The organism is Bacteroidia bacterium (assembly GCA_033391075.1).
Taxonomy (GTDB): Bacteria; Bacteroidota; Bacteroidia; order J057; family J057; genus JAWPMV01.
Window position 1 is genome coordinate 137545 of sequence record JAWPMV010000001.1, and the last position, 14887, is coordinate 152431.

The 14887-nt window shown below is 40.3% G+C and carries 16 protein-coding genes; 8 read left to right on the forward strand and 8 right to left on the reverse strand.

Features of this window, described 5'->3' with window-relative positions; all coding sequences use genetic code 11:
- Nucleotide 1 precedes the first annotated feature (1 nt).
- Genes R8P61_00545 through R8P61_00555 form a run of 3 tightly spaced genes read right to left on the reverse strand, consistent with a single transcriptional unit; the run spans nucleotide 2 to nucleotide 4161 of the window.
- A complete protein-coding gene (locus R8P61_00545; protein ID MDW3645532.1) occupies nucleotides 2-2698 on the reverse strand; it encodes a hypothetical protein in 2697 nt (898 codons plus the stop codon).
- Nucleotides 2667-3587 carry a FecR family protein gene (locus R8P61_00550; GenBank protein MDW3645533.1) on the reverse strand — a complete coding sequence of 307 codons (921 nt, stop codon included), beginning with the start codon at nucleotides 3585-3587 and terminating at the stop codon, nucleotides 2667-2669. The genes R8P61_00545 and R8P61_00550 overlap by 32 nt, the downstream gene beginning before the upstream one ends.
- 55 nt (nucleotides 3588-3642) lie before the next feature.
- Nucleotides 3643-4161 (reverse strand): RNA polymerase sigma-70 factor, encoded by a 519-nt coding sequence (locus tag R8P61_00555; GenBank protein ID MDW3645534.1) that lies wholly within the window; start codon nucleotides 4159-4161, stop codon nucleotides 3643-3645.
- A gap of 159 nt (nucleotides 4162-4320) precedes the next feature.
- On the opposite strand from R8P61_00555, the gene R8P61_00560 reads away from it, so the two are divergent.
- The 6 genes from R8P61_00560 to R8P61_00585 all read left to right on the forward strand — a co-directional run bounded on the left by R8P61_00560 (nucleotide 4321) and on the right by R8P61_00585 (nucleotide 9434).
- Nucleotides 4321-4680: a cupin domain-containing protein gene (locus R8P61_00560; protein ID MDW3645535.1), complete on the forward strand. Its 360-nt coding sequence runs from the start codon at nucleotides 4321-4323 to the stop codon at nucleotides 4678-4680.
- 31 nt (nucleotides 4681-4711) lie between these two features.
- Nucleotides 4712-5161, forward strand: coding sequence for a GNAT family N-acetyltransferase (locus R8P61_00565; GenBank protein ID MDW3645536.1), 450 nt, complete (start codon nucleotides 4712-4714; stop codon nucleotides 5159-5161).
- A 15-nt stretch (nucleotides 5162-5176) separates the two neighbouring features.
- The gene (locus tag R8P61_00570) at nucleotides 5177-5626 is read left to right on the forward strand and encodes a GNAT family N-acetyltransferase (protein ID MDW3645537.1); all 450 of its coding nucleotides are present in this window, start codon (nucleotides 5177-5179) and stop codon (nucleotides 5624-5626) included.
- A 389-nt stretch (nucleotides 5627-6015) separates the two neighbouring features.
- A complete protein-coding gene (locus R8P61_00575) occupies nucleotides 6016-7404 on the forward strand; it encodes an arginine decarboxylase (protein ID MDW3645538.1) in 1389 nt (462 codons plus the stop codon).
- Between the two features lie 7 nt (nucleotides 7405-7411).
- Nucleotides 7412-8467: an agmatinase family protein gene (locus R8P61_00580; protein MDW3645539.1), complete on the forward strand. Its 1056-nt coding sequence runs from the start codon at nucleotides 7412-7414 to the stop codon at nucleotides 8465-8467.
- Nucleotides 8460-9434, forward strand: a complete 975-nt coding sequence (locus R8P61_00585; protein MDW3645540.1) for a deoxyhypusine synthase family protein — start codon at nucleotides 8460-8462, stop codon at nucleotides 9432-9434. The genes R8P61_00580 and R8P61_00585 overlap by 8 nt, the downstream gene beginning before the upstream one ends.
- A 98-nt stretch (nucleotides 9435-9532) precedes the next feature.
- Here R8P61_00585 and R8P61_00590 read toward each other — a convergent pair whose 3' ends face one another.
- Nucleotides 9533-9952 (reverse strand): RNA-binding protein, encoded by a 420-nt coding sequence (locus R8P61_00590; GenBank protein MDW3645541.1) that lies wholly within the window; start codon nucleotides 9950-9952, stop codon nucleotides 9533-9535.
- A gap of 50 nt (nucleotides 9953-10002) precedes the next feature.
- Complete coding sequence (locus R8P61_00595; protein MDW3645542.1) at nucleotides 10003-10371, reverse strand: TraR/DksA family transcriptional regulator; 369 nt, start codon at nucleotides 10369-10371, stop codon at nucleotides 10003-10005.
- A gap of 289 nt (nucleotides 10372-10660) precedes the next feature.
- Here R8P61_00595 and R8P61_00600 point away from each other — a divergent pair, with 289 nt between their 5' ends.
- Nucleotides 10661-10876, forward strand: a complete 216-nt coding sequence (locus tag R8P61_00600; GenBank protein MDW3645543.1) for a hypothetical protein — start codon at nucleotides 10661-10663, stop codon at nucleotides 10874-10876.
- 73 nt (nucleotides 10877-10949) lie between these two features.
- Complete coding sequence (locus R8P61_00605) at nucleotides 10950-11537, forward strand: SET domain-containing protein (protein MDW3645544.1); 588 nt, start codon at nucleotides 10950-10952, stop codon at nucleotides 11535-11537.
- A 78-nt stretch (nucleotides 11538-11615) separates the two neighbouring features.
- Here the strand turns inward: R8P61_00605 and R8P61_00610 are convergent, their stop codons facing one another.
- The 3 genes from R8P61_00610 to R8P61_00620 form a co-directional block, all read right to left on the reverse strand.
- Complete coding sequence (locus R8P61_00610) at nucleotides 11616-12566, reverse strand: fatty acid desaturase family protein (protein MDW3645545.1); 951 nt, start codon at nucleotides 12564-12566, stop codon at nucleotides 11616-11618.
- Between the two features lie 514 nt (nucleotides 12567-13080).
- On the reverse strand, nucleotides 13081-13779 hold the full coding sequence (locus R8P61_00615) for a hypothetical protein (GenBank protein ID MDW3645546.1): 699 nt from the start codon (nucleotides 13777-13779) through the stop codon (nucleotides 13081-13083).
- A 10-nt stretch (nucleotides 13780-13789) separates the two neighbouring features.
- The gene (locus tag R8P61_00620) at nucleotides 13790-14872 is read right to left on the reverse strand and encodes a hypothetical protein (GenBank protein ID MDW3645547.1); all 1083 of its coding nucleotides are present in this window, start codon (nucleotides 14870-14872) and stop codon (nucleotides 13790-13792) included.
- Nucleotides 14873-14887 lie beyond the last annotated feature (15 nt).

The window sequence follows — 14887 nt, forward strand, 5'->3', positions numbered from 1 at the left end:
TTTAGAAATTCAAACGAACCGAAAGATTAGGGGTAAAGCCCAGAAAATTTCTTTCTTCTTCTATGATTTCCGGCCGTTGATCATCATCTACATCATCCAGAAAATAAAAGCGCTGCCAGACATTCTCTCGATTGTAGACATTTTGAAGAGAGAATCCTATTTGACCCGAAAAACCACCCATCCTTTTTTCAAATTTATACCAAACGGAAAGGTCCAGTCGATGGTAGATAGGTAAACGAGCTCCATTTATAGGTCCAAATTTAATCTCATAGAATCCGTCGATGTCATCGGGATCATTCGGATCAACAGGTTCGTCCGGATCGTCTGGGAAGAAAGTGAGTCCCTCAGCTCGAGTGTAAGGGGTTCCTGATTTCAGAATCCAGCCAAGCGAGATCTCAAAAGGTGCGAGATAAAGATTGTGTACCCATCGAAATTGGTGAGGACGATCAAAAGAAGAGGGGAAAGGATTATCATTAAGATCTGCAAAGGTATTCCTGACCTTCGAAAGGGAGTAGGACATCCAACTTTGATATCTTCCAAACTTCTTTTTAAGCATGAAATCCAGTCCTATGGCAGATGCAGAGCCCAGGGCAAAATCAATGTCCATAGAATTATTTCGATTGAATTGATTGATCGAACTGAGATCCTCGGTTTCTTTCCAATAGAAATCCAAATCTATCAACCAGCCTTTCTTTTTAAACAAGCCACCAACGGAAAGCTGCCGACTTTCTATGATGGGTAATTCTTCTTCAGACCCAGGAACCCCTGATCCTTCCGCCAATAACCACACACTCTCCGAAACATTGGAAACATCCAGGTCCCCTTGTCGCAGCGATCGGATCAATTGAATGTACTGACCATAAGAAGATTTGAACCAGATATCTGGAGAAATTTTGTAGTGGAAGCTAATGACCGGATTCACCAGGGTTTCATCAAGTCCAGGAATGCGATCAATCCGAATCTGGGGCTGAAAATCAATTTTGTCTTGCCAGCTGTAGTGATAGCTAAGGAAAATACCTTGAGCAATTTCTGCAGCTTCCAGGGTATCAAGTACCGGATCACCAAAAGTCGAAGTCTCATCAAACTCGAAGAAATTTGAATAAGAATTGTATTGGTAGCCTGCACTAAAAGTTCCTCTTTGACTAGCCTGATAATCAACAGAGATTTTTGCTTCTGTATTATCGAGGGTATTTAGGATTGTTATCTTATTTCGCTCCGTCCCTTCTTCAAAAATGCCGAGGTCTTCATTGTTTAAACTATAACTGGCCTGACTCAGACTGACTTGGCTCTTCCAGCGCGAATTCCAGGTTCTGCTATAGAAAAAATTAGCTCCTCTAAATTCAACATTGTGTGATCTTTCGGCCAGGATACTGGATTCATTGGAGGCAGCATTGAAATTGAATCGATCACTGTTTTGCATGAAACTGAGGCTGAGGTAATCTTTAGCAGTTGGGGTAAAAACCAATTTTCCATTCAAATCTCTATAGGAAAGACTGGTTTGGTCTCGGAAAACCGGAATGTCTTCTTCCTCATCTTCATCAATTATTCCTTGAAATAGATCTTCTTGCCTGCTTCCGCTAAAAAGTTTGTTTCTATGTGCGGAGAAGGTTGGGGTATCGAATAAATCATTGTCGTGAAAGGAAAGCCGTCCAGCCAGTAGAAATGCAAATTTTTCTTTTAGTGGGACATGGAGCATAAGGTCAGCATGGGTAAAATTCGCATTTACAACCGCATGAGGTTTATCTGGGATAGAATCTGGTAAGGATATTTCCAATAGGCCCGAAGTCGCTCCCGTGTACTGAGCGGGGATGTAGTTTTTGAAGGCGGAAATCTTTTCAACCGTACTGGGAATAAAAGTGGTCAGGGTGCCAAAGAAATGTGCCTGTTTGTATATGGGAATTCGGTCCCAGTAGACCATCAACTCATCACTGCCGCCCCCTCGAATATTTATCCCGGAAGCTGTTTCATCATTAGACTCAATACCGGGTAAGGACTGGACGGAAAGTAAAACATCTGCTTCGGCCAGGCCCGGTAGCACCTTCATATTCCCGGGATTCAGAATAAACTGAGCGCCTTCGCTCAAAGTGATCGCTTCATTGTTGTATTCTATCAAGACCTCTTCCAATCCAACGGAATCAGCTTCCAGGCGGATCGTGAGGCTTTCGGGCATCTTATCCTGAATCCGGATGTATCTGTTGATATAGCCGATATGATTGATTTGTAAAAGGGAATCCTCTCTAGCATCATACTCCATCTGCGCGATTCCATTTTCATCTGCATAAGCTCCTCTTCGACTATTGAGCGATCTGACAATTGCATAGGCCAGAGCTTCGTCATTGTCATTGTCCTTGATGTGAATGGATAGTTTTCTCCTCGCTTTTTGGATATAGAAATAATTGCCTTTGCTTCTTTTCGCCTGTAGATCAAAGGGATTCAATAAGTCATAGAGGAAATCTTCAATGGCTTGATTATTCGCATACATACTCGCTTCATATGAATTGAGCAGTTCAGGGGAATAGGAAAAGTAAAGTTGATAGCTATCAGAAATATCATTGAGAATTTCTTCCAATGGCTTTTTAGCAGTTTGATAGGTGATTTGCTGAGCCTGAAGACCCAGAGACGATCCCAGCAAAAGGATGAGTAAACAAAAATAGGGGAAGGGCTTTCTATTTAAAGATAACGAGGGTACGTGCTTCATCTAATTCATACTCGATGTTAAATGGACCTAAAACCTGCGCCAAGGCTGTTTCTAAATCGCCCGTCGGGAAATTTCCTGTAAAAACATTTTGCTGATCAATGCTTCCTGTAAATTGGACTCCATAAATTTCCTCCAGTTGCATGAGGACCACAGAAAGCGGAGCATCTGTTAAGCGAATATTGCTGGAAAGCCAAAGGGGTTGTACCAAGGCTGTTTCTGTTCGTTCAGGACTTTTATCCTTTACTGCCAGGACCTTTTCGCCCGCCTCTAATATTTCCTTAAAACCATAAGCTTCTACTTGTACTTTTCCGCTAAAACAAACCACCTCAAGGCTATCCTCCATTTCTGTGATCAGGAAGCTGGTACCCAGAATGCTTACCGTTCCATCTTTCAACTTGATATCAAATTTCTCTCCTTTTTCCACCTCAAAAAAGGCTTCTCCTTTCAGAAATACTTCGCGATTATTTTCCCAATCCGATGCTGCATAACTCAGAAAACTTCCTGCCTGTAGTTCGATGCTTGACTGATCCGGTAAGACGACTTGTTCTCGCTTTTCGGCTAGAATTTCTTTCGCTACTATCTGCTCTCCCTGCCTCAGCCAAAAGAATCCAATCAACAGAATGATGACCGCAGCAGCTGCGAAGTACCAAATTCTGCCTAATGAGACGACCTTGCCTTCTTCTTGCTTTTCTGACTGTATCCGCTTCATCACTTTCCCTAGTTCTGCCGTTTCATCATATTCGCCTACTTCAAAAGGCTTAAGAGCCTCAGCCGTAGCCACATAGGATTCATATTCCGGAGAAGCTTTAAATGATCGGAGTTCTTCTTCGGTCAATTCGCCACTCAGCCATCTGGATAGAAATGTCTCATCTGTTTCCCAAGCTTTCATGTCATCTTTCGTTTCTGGTATAATAATAGATGAAATGCCTTTTACCCCATCCCCTCTATAAAGATTTTTTTGGGTGAAGGAGATCTCTCATTTTTTTTAGTGCTTTTGACATACGTTTTTCCACCGCTTTCTGACTGACTCCCAGACTTTCAGCGATTTGTGCATAGGTCATTTCCTGCATACGATTCATCAGAAATACTTCTCGCTGACCCTCCGGCAAGGCCTCAATGGCGTCTTCCAAACGCTTTTTGAATTCATCTGCTTCCAATTGAAATTGAGGGTCTTCCTTTTCGGTCTTTTTTCCCAGGCTTGATTTGTAGCGTAAACGCACTTTCTTTTTTTCTACTTGCTGGAGGAATTCATTTTTCGCAACGGCAAATAGAAAGGCCCGGGCTTTGGTAGGAGGAACATCTTTGCATTTCTTCCAAAGCTTGACAAAGATGTCTTGAACCAGGTCTTCACTTAGTTTGAGATCACCGGACATAAAATAGAGATAGTCTCTAATAGAGCGAGAAAGACTCGTAAATATTCCCGAGAAAGTCTTCTCTTCACATACGTTAGAGGGCTGCTCCATCTATCAGATCATTATGAGCCGCCAAAGTAAGGAATTCGGGGCAATGCTCAAGGCTCAAAGACGAAATCCTTAAACACTGGTTTAATTTTTAGCCCCTCTAATCCTTAGTATCCTCTCAAAACAATCGTAAATTCAATCCTTAGCATTTAATCTTAGCTTATGTCGCGCAAAATATCCTGGGACGATGTGCCCAAAGAAGAGGTAACACCGGCCATGACTCGTCAAATGGTTTATGGTGAAAAAATCATGATTACCCGTTTGAGTTTTAAAGACGGTTTTGAAGTACCTACTCATAGCCACGAAAATGAGCAGATTACCCAGGTTTTTAAAGGAACCATCCGTTTTTGGTTTGGAGAAAATCGGGAAGAAGAATTTGACTTGCATGCAGGCGAAGTGGTAGTAATTCCTCCTAACGTTCCGCATGCTGCATTGATGATAGGTGAGGTGGAAGCCTCAGATACCTTTGCTCCTCCCCGTCAGGACTGGATCGATGGGACTGATGATTATTTGAAGAAGTAATTTGATTCAATTTTTTTAAAGGTATTCACAGGTGCGCGTAGAAATAAAAAAGCTTGAGTCTGGGAACCTATCGGAATTTCAGGAATTGCTAGACCTCTTCGAAAGGGTCTTTGAAATGAAAGATTTCATATCCCCACCTCAGCAACACCTTTTGAGAATTCTTCAAAACCCTGATTTTATTTGTCTGGTTGCAAATAAAGATGAAAAGATTCTTGGAGGCCTTACTATCTATGTTCTGCACCAATATTATGCTACCAGACCACTGGCATATATCTATGATTTGGCTGTTGATAATGCATATCAAAGGAAAGGAATTGGAAAACAATTAATCTCTGAGGCGAAGAGATATTGTCGGGAAAAAGGCTTTGAAGAAGTTTTTGTTCAGACAGACAAAGGGGAAGCAAATGCGGTTAATTTTTACCATGCTACTCAACCCAGCGAAGCCGAAGAGGTAATTCATTTTTACTACCTCTTTGATTAAATCATTTAATTAAAAATGGATATTAAACGAGCCAATAGATTTGATACCACAGAGCTGAGCTCTCTAACTTTTCGTTCAAAATCCTATTGGGGATATGATTCAGCTCAAATTAAAGCATGGGAAAGTGAGCTTAGGCTTTCCGAAGAATACATAGAAAATAAGGGGGTTTATAAGCTTCTTGGTGAGCATGTTGTAATTGGTTATTATTCCTATTTTGAATTGAACAGGGAGCTTGTTAAGCTGGATAATTTATTCGTTGATCCTCCTTTCATTGGGCAAGGCTATGGGAAAATACTCCTAGACGATTTTCTACAGAGAATCCAGAAACTTGGATATAAAGAAGTACATCTTGATGCTGACCCACATGCAGAGTCTTTTTACATCAAACACGGCTTTAAAATCATCGGGCATCTGGAAAGCAGTATAAAAAACCGTTTCCTTCCTGTTATGGCAATGGAACTTTGAACGAAGAGCAAAAAAAAGCATGGTATATATAATACCATGCCCAACTACACGGTGAATATTAACGTCATTACACGCTGCCACCGGAATCTTGCTAAAGAGTTAGTTACAAGAGAAAATGCTAGTGAAAGCACTCTGTGTTTTTCTTTCTTATTTCCTAAGCTTTACTCAGCAACTAAGCCTTTTAACAGACAGAAAGGAGAAGTGTATAGGCTTCACTCTCTCTGCAAATTCTATCCTAATTACGTACTGCAAATAGTGGATCAAATCTGAAGAAATTCTGGAGGAAAATGCCAGCTTTTTCACTGATGATTGATAATAAAAGATTAATATATTTTTACAGAATTTCTCCAGATTTTATTCCCAAATTCGCATTTTGAAAAATTAAAGGCATGCAGAATTATCTGGGTTTTCTCTCTCAGAGTTATTATTTCCCGTCGGAAATATTTCAGGTTATTGAAGATGAACTATATTTCCATAAGATAAACCTTATGGAACTGATCGAGACCTATAAAACACCTCTTCGTTTCACTTATCTTCCAGTTATTTCCGGCAAAATTAACCAGGCGCGTTCATGGTTTGACGATGCGATTAAGGCAAATAAATACAACGGCAAGTACATCTACTGCTATTGTACCAAGAGTTCGCATTTTAAACACGTACTCGTAGAAGTATTAAAAGCGAATGCCAAGCTCGAAACCTCCTCGGCCTTTGATTTACCGATGATCAGGTCCTTGTATAGAGGAGGGTTTCTTGATCAGAGAATCCTGATTCTTTGTAATGGCTTTAAGGATTATGAGTATAAGCAAAACATTGTGGATATGATCCATGATGGCTTCACCAATATCATCCCAATATTGGATAATAAAGAAGAGCTTAACTTTTACCTTGCCGAACTTGATGAGCCCTTCTCCATTGGAATTAGACTATCTACCGAAGAGCCGCCAGACTCCAATTTCTACAGCAGTCGGTTGGGATTGAAAAAAACAGAGATCATTCCCTTTTACAAAGAGAAAATAGCCAACGATAAAAGAGTAAAGGTAAAATTGCTTCACTTTTTTGTTCATACGGGTATCCAGGACTCCCCTTTTTTCTGGAGCAATCTCAGGGATTTGGTTAATCTTTATTGTGAGCTAAAGAAGTTGAACCCTGAATTGTCGATGTTGGACATTGGAGGAGGGATGCCTTTTCAGAATTCTCTTGACTTCGAATTTGACTATGAGTACATCGTCTCCGAAATCGTTAGAACGATAAAGGAGATTTGCGATTCTCATGAAGTTGAAGAACCGGACATTATCACGGAGTTTGGAAGTTATACGGTAGCTGAAAGTAGCTGTACCTTATTCAAGGTTTTAGGGCGAAAACAGCAAAATGATCGGGAAAAATGGTTGATGATAGATGGAAGTATCATCAGCATGTTACCCGACGTTTGGGCCCTTAACCGACGATTTATTCCATTACCTATAAACAATTGGGATGCTGGATATGAAAGCGTATTTATCGGGGGAATGACCTGCGATAGTGATGATTATTATAATCATGAAGCCAATGTAGACGCAATTTATATGCCTGCTACTCGTAAGCAACAATTCATGGGCTTTTTCCATACGGGAGCTTATCAGGAAATTTTAAGTGGAGTTGGAGGGCTTCACCATTGCCTCATGCCTGACCCCAAACATGTAATCATGGATGTAAATCCGGATGGGAGTTTGTTCAGCAGGGTTTTGCACGAAGAGCAAAATTCCAAACAGGTAATGAAAATCCTGGGCTATAAGTCATAAAAGGCCTATGAAAAAGAATAATCTAAACGATTTTGATCCTAATGGACCTGGACTTGATAATGGACAGCTCTATGGTCTTGCATTTAGTAAAGGAGAATCCGAATTGATCCTGTTGGAGGTTCCCAGAGATATCACGGTTTCCTATCGAATGGGAACTCATAAAGGGCCAAGTGCAATTCTGGATGCCTCAAGGCAGGTAGAATTGTATGACCCTTTTTTTCCTGATGTTTGGAAATACGGAATTTACCTTGACAAAGCTTCAGAAAACCAGCAGTATGAAAATCTCAGGTTAAGGGCGAAAGCAGCTGAAATAATCCGAAAACTAGAAGCTGGTCTATCTCAGGATGGTTTTGAAGAAGTGTTACAAGAAATAAATGAATCTTGTGAAAATTGGGATAAAAGGATTAAGGCTAAAGCAGAACGAGTCCTTAATTCCGGTAAAATCTGTGCGGTTTTGGGGGGCGATCACAGTTCCCCATTGGGCTTGCTGCAGGCTTTGGCCAGCAGAGGAGAAGTTTTTGGGGTTCTTCAAATCGATGCTCATATGGACCTGAGAATAGCTTATGAAGGTTTTGAGTATTCCCATGCTTCAATCATGTATAATGCTCTTCAGATCCCGGAAGTAAGTCGGATTGTTCAGGTAGGGATTAGGGATTATAGTGAAGAAGAGTTAAATCTTTACCACGATTTCCCTGAAAGACTCAGTCTTTTCTCGCAAAGAGATATAGATCATTTAGAATTCAGAGGGGTGAACTGGGCTTCTCAAGTCTCCCGAATCATAGAGCATCTCCCTGAAAAAGTTTACCTGAGTTTTGATATAGACGGATTGAATCCTTCCTATTGCCCAGATACCGGAACTCCTGTTCCTGGAGGGTTAAGTATGGCCCAGGCTATATTTTTAATTGAATCTCTGGTAAAGGAAAATAAAGAAATCATAGGGTTTGATCTATGCGAGGTAGCCCCAGGGAAAAACGAATGGAATGGAATCGTGGGGGCTCGACTTTTGTACAGGCTTTGTGCATGCACCTTAAAAAGTAAATTAAATAATCAAAATAATGAGTGATCGTCCGGTTTCTTCATTCCTTGAAACCCATTTTAAACATTTCAATGCTGCAGCATTGGTAGATGCTGCCAAAGGCTATGATCAATTGTTGGCGAATGGCGGTAAAATGATGATTACCCTTGCCGGCGCAATGAGTACGGCTGAATTGGGTAAGTCTTTAGCCGAAATGATTCGTCAGGACAAAGTTCAGATAATAAGTTGTACGGGAGCGAATCTGGAGGAAGATATTATGAATTTAGTGGCTCATGACCACTATGTCAGAATTCCCCATTACCGAGACCTTAGCCCTGCAGAAGAACGAGCCTTACTTGATAAAGGCTTAAATCGAGTTACAGATACCTGCATCCCTGAGGAAGATGCTTTTCGTCGAATACAAGAACATATCTTCAATAGATGGAGTTACGCTCACGCAAACGGGAAAAGATTTTTTCCTCATGAGTATATGTATCAAATGCTATTATCCGGTGATTTGGAAGAACATTATCAGATAAATCCCCAGGATTCCTGGATGCTGGCCGCTGCTGAAAAGAATTTGCCCATTGTTGTACCTGGATGGGAGGATTCTACTATGGGAAATATTTTTGCTTCCTACTGCATAAAGGGCGAATTGTCTCCAGGCTGCATGAAATCAGGAATTGAGTATATGATGTGGTTGGCTGATTGGTACAAAAAGGAGTCTTTGGATTCCGAAGTTGGTTTCTTTCAGATAGGTGGAGGTATCGCAGGTGATTTTCCCATTTGTGTGGTGCCTATGTTATACCAGGATTTGGAATATGAAGATGTGCCATTTTGGTCCTATTTCTGTCAGATTTCGGATTCCACAACTAGTTATGGCTCGTATTCAGGAGCTGTTCCAAATGAGAAAATTACATGGGGGAAATTGGACGAAGATACGCCTAAGTTTGTAATCGAATCCGATGCTACAATTGTTGCCCCATTGATATTTGCTTATCTGCTCAATTGGTAAAAGAAAACCAGGCCTTTAATGGCCTGGTCCCAAAGTCCTAATATGCTAAATATTAAATTGGACAAGTAACTAAATTATAAAGCGCACTATTGTATGTTTTATTCTATATCTGCATAACTAGAGGAGCCTCTATTGCGAATTTTCTTAAACTTCCCTCCATTGTTCTCATACCCATCCTCATAGTCTGAATATTCTTCGTCATTGTCATCGGGCCCTTCTTCATAATCATACTCATCTCTGAATTCCCAATATCCCAAAGTAGGTTGAATAGAATCTTTGATGAATACGTTTACTTTTTCTACACTTACGGATATTGGGCGACCCATATACAGCTCTCCATCGAGCTCTTGAACTGCCTCAAGGGCATCAAGAATATTTGCCATTTCAATGAAAGCAATTCGATTTTTTTTGGATGACGAGAAAATCTGAATTCTTTCTACTTCTCCAAATTCAACAAATAAAGCCAAGAGGTCTTCTTGATCAACCGATAAGTTCAGATTCGAAACAGTAATCTTCATGATTTTGGTTTTAAAATCCATTAAATATCAAAAATCATCTGGAATAGATCCTAGGCTTTTGCTTGTAAACTTAGCGCAGTATGCGGGACCAGCAAGAGTCTGCGCTTATCGATTAATTCCCCGGTCTTTTTACAGATGCCGTAGGTTTTATTCTTGACCCTCACAAGAGCTTCTTTCAGTTGATAAATAAAGCGCTCTTGACGTTGAATCATGGTAAAAAGATATTCTTTCTCCGCAAAGTCCGTATAATCATCTATGCTGTTTATAGTAGATGTTGCATGCTCTTTCGAAGACTCTAAAGAATCTAGAAGCTGCTCTACAGTTGCTTGAGCTTCTGAAAGTTTCTGTAGGATAACTGCCTCAAAATCAGCAAGGTATTGATCGCTGTACCTGAGTAATTTTTTATTCGTTTCTGTCATAGGACTCAACGATTGATTCTTCACTAAATTAAAATCGCTGGCTTGAATTAATTGGTCAGTCGAAATAATGATCCTAAATCACAAAAACAATTCTGGAGTAATTCTGGAGAAATAAACCTTTTCAATAAACCACCTAAATTTTATCCGGAAGGAATTTGTTTTAAAGGAAAAAGAGTCTTTGTTAGCAAATTTTTTTTCGATTTTTTCTAGGATGTGATTTTCTCCAAAATTTCTCCAGAATTCAATTCGAAACTTGGGTTATCATTAAAAACCTTAATCTTTAACCACTATGAAAAAGTTCAAATGGATGTATTTCTCACTGTTGATTGTACTTTTTTCATTGCCAACACTTTCCTTTTCTCAAATGGTAGCTCCTTCTTCCGATTCTTCAATTGAATGGCAGTCAGAGGGGAAACCGAAAAAGGGAAAAAAGAAAAAGAAGAAAGAAAAAAAGAAAGCTAAAAAGGATAAAAGAAAAACCTCTGATTCTGAAGAAGAACAATAAAAATCTGAACCTTAATGGATTGTGCCCTCACTATTTTGTGAGGGCTTTTACATTTATTTAAACCATTTGTAAGATGATTCATCCTGATACAGAATTAAGATATATCAATCCTTCCATCGGTTATGGAGTAGTCGCGAAAAAGCTTATACCTGCCGGAACGATTACTTGGGTCATGGATGCATTTGATATTGAACTTCCCCCGGAGAAACTGGACAGTCTTAGTGCTGCCTATAAAGCCAAAATTGATAAATATGCATTTAGAAATAGAGTAGGTAATTACATCATTTGCTGGGATCATGGGAAATATATCAATCACAGCTTTGATTCAAATTGCCTGACTACAGCCTATGATTTTGAAATAGCTATAAGAGACATTTTTCCTGGTGAGCAACTTACAGATGATTATGGATACTTAAATATCAACACCCCTTTTTATGCATTTGATGAAGGTTTGGAAAGGAAAGTGGTGTATCCTGATGATTTGCTAAGGTATTATAAGGATTGGGATAAAACCCTTGGAAGGATTTTTTTTCTAATAGAAAAAGTCAATCAACCTTTGAAGAAGTATTTTGAAAAAGAATCCTGGCAGGAAATCCAGCTTGTTCTGGAAGGTAGAAAATATATGAAATCAATCCTTACAAACTATTTCCCTCAATTGTAAGCAAAGCAATATACCCTTCTAGTAAATTTCCATGATGGAGCTCCCTTGTCCAAAGACAAACTGGAGCTCCTTTTCACATTAGCTTATTTTACTCAATTCGTTGATCAGTCCACCCAGGTAACCATTTGTGATATGGGCTTTTTCCCGATAGACTTCCTGTTCCATCAATAAGTCATGCAATTGGGGGAGATTGTAATAAGGCACTCCCGGATAGAGATGGTGCTCCAAATGATAGCTGACATTATGCGGTGCCAAAAAGAATCTTTCAAAGAGGTTTGTTTTGACCGTCCGTGTTGAATTCAAGAGGTGGTCCCGCTCCAATTCTCCAAAATGCTCGGAAACACTTCGCACATATTGGAACATGAAGAAGGTAGATAGATAAGGGATAACCCAGTACAATAAGTAGGCTTTCCACAGACCTAAAATGCTCAGAATAGCAGCAAGAATCACATAAAAGAGTATGCGAGGAAGCTTAGTTTTGAAGCTGGCTTTTTTCTTTGCTCCAGGGGCATTGGCGGGAGCAAAGCGTTTGAGGAACCAAAGGGCGTCTAAAAATCCCCGGATCAGGGTGAAATAGGCGAGAACTGTAAAGATAAACTCAGCCCTGCTTTTTGGGAAGGTAAAATCTCTTCTTCCCAGTTTGAAAAACCAATCCGGATCATCTTCTGTGTTCAGGTGTTGGTGGTGCTTTAAATGATTTTTTCGATAGACTTCTATGGATGAAAAAATGAAGTACATCGAAAGATAATTGGTTAGCAGATCATTGAGCTTTCTGTTTTTCATGAAACGAAAATGAGCCGCATCATGCATAAGAATAGCCAATGCATGCATTCTTGCTCCAATGATGGTAATGCTCAGGAGATAGAGTAGGGGATGAAAATACAGACTACAGAAAATAGCCGTAGTGAGGATGATTCCCCAATTCAAAAATATATCTCCCAAATGTCTGGAAGCCTTGATCTCATACAAAGCTTTTACTGCTTTTTTCTCTACCTGGAGGTTTAGGTCTCTTGCGTCGTTTGTAGGCATAAAAGGAAGTATTTTTATTTACCTACAAGTAAGGCTTGAAAGGGAAAAAAATGCAGTACGGAATTCCTAACTATCTACCTACGGTTTTCCGTAAGAAAAAATAGTTTCTTCTTGAAGTCAGGGATTTATTTGGTTTAAACTTTTATGGAAAGGAAGAAGAAAGTTCAAATTCAAGTATCAAGTTCAAACTCAAAATAGAGCTATTTCCCTGTACTTGAATTTTGCGCTTGAACTTGAATTTAAGGGCAGTCGAAAAGCTCTTTTCATGTTAATACTCTGAAATTGACTATTTGCAGCCTGCACACATTCGTAGATGGTGGTTTTCAATAGAAAAAGGAGAGCCCAAGCGCTCTCCCACAGATAATAAAGATTAGCTTTCACTAATTCCTTCCTATGTCTATGTGATTTCAATTCGTATATACTTTCTGCCCACTTATACCCCATATTCGAAAAAGGCCTGTGGGAATTTCCATTAATTGGAAATTAAGGGAAATGGGGCTTGAGGCGAAAGGGTTCAATTTCGTCCCAGCCGATATGTCATCCCCAAATAAAAATCACCACTCCATTCCCAGTCTTTCTGCTTAGCGAAAATGCTATTAGCTGCCGTAAATTCTTTTGCTGTGAATGCATTCAAACCCAGGCCAATGGTTCTTTCAAAATGGAGATCGAGATGGCCTCCTACTTCCAGCCGATGAATCGGCAGAAATTGAGATTGCGTATCACCCTCAGAACTATGTTCGGCATAGATGACTGGAGCATAGGTGAGGCGGGCTCCTATGCTTCCATAGGCACCATCCGTCAAACTGGCTGCATAGGTATAAGAAGGAATGCCCGTAATGGCAAGGCTCAGTTTTTTTGATTGACTTTCAGCATTAGTATTTTTCTCCCACCTGATATGGGCGCCTGCTCCGAGAAAGGTCCTTTTCAGAGAAACGGGTCCATAGACTCCAGCGATTAGTTGATAGTTTTTAAATCGATACACCTCGTCAATCGGAAAACGTAGCTCTGCCTGCCAGTCATTAAAACTGCCGCTGAAATTCCTGAAGTTGTAGCCAAAGCCGAGCTGGGCTTTCCCTTGCCAGGAAATTGAGAAGAAGAACGTGTTTTGACCGATCGTTTGGTATCCGAAAAAAGACTGTGCGTGTAGGGTGGTTGAAGAGAAAAAGAAGAATGAGCAAAAAAGAAGTGTATGAGTTATTGTACGAATTTTCATGAGTCAAAGATTATTTCGATGTCTTGGAAATAGGAATTACGAGTCGAAAGCTGAAGCTCCTCATATTGGGAGATCTACGACCATTAGCTGCATATGGAGGAGCTTTTAGGCTGACATAATCCAAATGCCCCTGAAAAGGAAACTTCCCATCAGATAGCTTTTCAAAAGGAATGATGAGGCCAAAACCATAAGTAAAGTCTGTCAGACGATCTTTATTAGTGCTAACCCCCAAATCGTCCAGGTTATGGGTGAAATAACCGAGACGGAGAGCTAAAACCTGATTCAGAACTCCTTCTGCTCCCAATTGGAAGCTCGTTCTGAAATCACTATTCAACACATTCATATGCTCTGCGGTAAGGGTCAGGGCAAGCTCAACGGATTTGTTTCCCGGAATGTCAAAGCTGCTCAGGACTTCATAGGCTGCTCCTATTCTTGCAACTGCCGGGAAGTTATTTGAAGCTTCTAATCCCGTGGGGCTTTGAAAGCTGATCGAGGAATAGGTGAAATTGTTGAAGCTTGCTCCAAAGCGAAGATTTTTGTTCTCTGCCAGTGGCAATTGATAAGTAGCCCCCAAATCAAAATGTAGGGACTTTCCATTGGGTGCATCATCGAATAGTTTCAGTTCAAAGAGATTGATATTCGCTCCTAGATTGAGGTTCTCGATGACTTCCCCCGCCAGGCTCAAAGCAATATTGCTGCTTTTTGGATTGTCCAGGGGAAAACGGGTTCCATTGATTTCTGTCGAAAAACTGGTAGGTCCGATAGCCAACTGATTGAGGCTAATTCCTGCATAGATACCGGGTAATACTTCACGTCCATAGCCAAAGAAATAATAGTCAGATTGAGTTAGGGCATAAAAAGGAGCCGAGGTAGAGAAACTGATCTCTTGTCCCTGAATTCGAGCCAGGCCAGCTGGATTGAAGAAAATAGAAGGCATCGTTCCTCCTATTGCGACATCAGCTCGTCCCATGGCTTCCGTTTTTGCCGTAGGGAGATTGCCGAAAAAGTACTCTTGCTGGAAACGGTATTCGTATTGTGCTGAAACAGATGAGTAAAAAATGAGTAAGCAGATAAAGAGAAATAAAGTACGCATGTTACAGGTCATTTC

Coding starts and splice junctions, on each gene's coding strand:
- R8P61_00610 (MDW3645545.1), bottom strand. CDS start 12,566: ATGCCTACAAACGACGCAAGAGACCTAAACCTCCAGGTAGAGAAAAAA.
- R8P61_00580 (MDW3645539.1), top strand. CDS start 7,412: ATGAAAAAGAATAATCTAAACGATTTTGATCCTAATGGACCTGGACTT.
- R8P61_00575 (MDW3645538.1), top strand. CDS start 6,016: ATGCAGAATTATCTGGGTTTTCTCTCTCAGAGTTATTATTTCCCGTCG.
- R8P61_00555 (MDW3645534.1), bottom strand. CDS start 4,161: ATGGAGCAGCCCTCTAACGTATGTGAAGAGAAGACTTTCTCGGGAATA.
- R8P61_00560 (MDW3645535.1), top strand. CDS start 4,321: ATGTCGCGCAAAATATCCTGGGACGATGTGCCCAAAGAAGAGGTAACA.
- R8P61_00600 (MDW3645543.1), top strand. CDS start 10,661: ATGAAAAAGTTCAAATGGATGTATTTCTCACTGTTGATTGTACTTTTT.
- R8P61_00590 (MDW3645541.1), bottom strand. CDS start 9,952: ATGAAGATTACTGTTTCGAATCTGAACTTATCGGTTGATCAAGAAGAC.
- R8P61_00595 (MDW3645542.1), bottom strand. CDS start 10,371: ATGACAGAAACGAATAAAAAATTACTCAGGTACAGCGATCAATACCTT.
- R8P61_00605 (MDW3645544.1), top strand. CDS start 10,950: ATGATTCATCCTGATACAGAATTAAGATATATCAATCCTTCCATCGGT.
- R8P61_00615 (MDW3645546.1), bottom strand. CDS start 13,779: ATGAAAATTCGTACAATAACTCATACACTTCTTTTTTGCTCATTCTTC.
- R8P61_00570 (MDW3645537.1), top strand. CDS start 5,177: ATGGATATTAAACGAGCCAATAGATTTGATACCACAGAGCTGAGCTCT.
- R8P61_00620 (MDW3645547.1), bottom strand. CDS start 14,872: ATGCGTACTTTATTTCTCTTTATCTGCTTACTCATTTTTTACTCATCT.
- R8P61_00550 (MDW3645533.1), bottom strand. CDS start 3,587: ATGAAAGCTTGGGAAACAGATGAGACATTTCTATCCAGATGGCTGAGT.
- R8P61_00545 (MDW3645532.1), bottom strand. CDS start 2,698: ATGAAGCACGTACCCTCGTTATCTTTAAATAGAAAGCCCTTCCCCTAT.
- R8P61_00585 (MDW3645540.1), top strand. CDS start 8,460: ATGAGTGATCGTCCGGTTTCTTCATTCCTTGAAACCCATTTTAAACAT.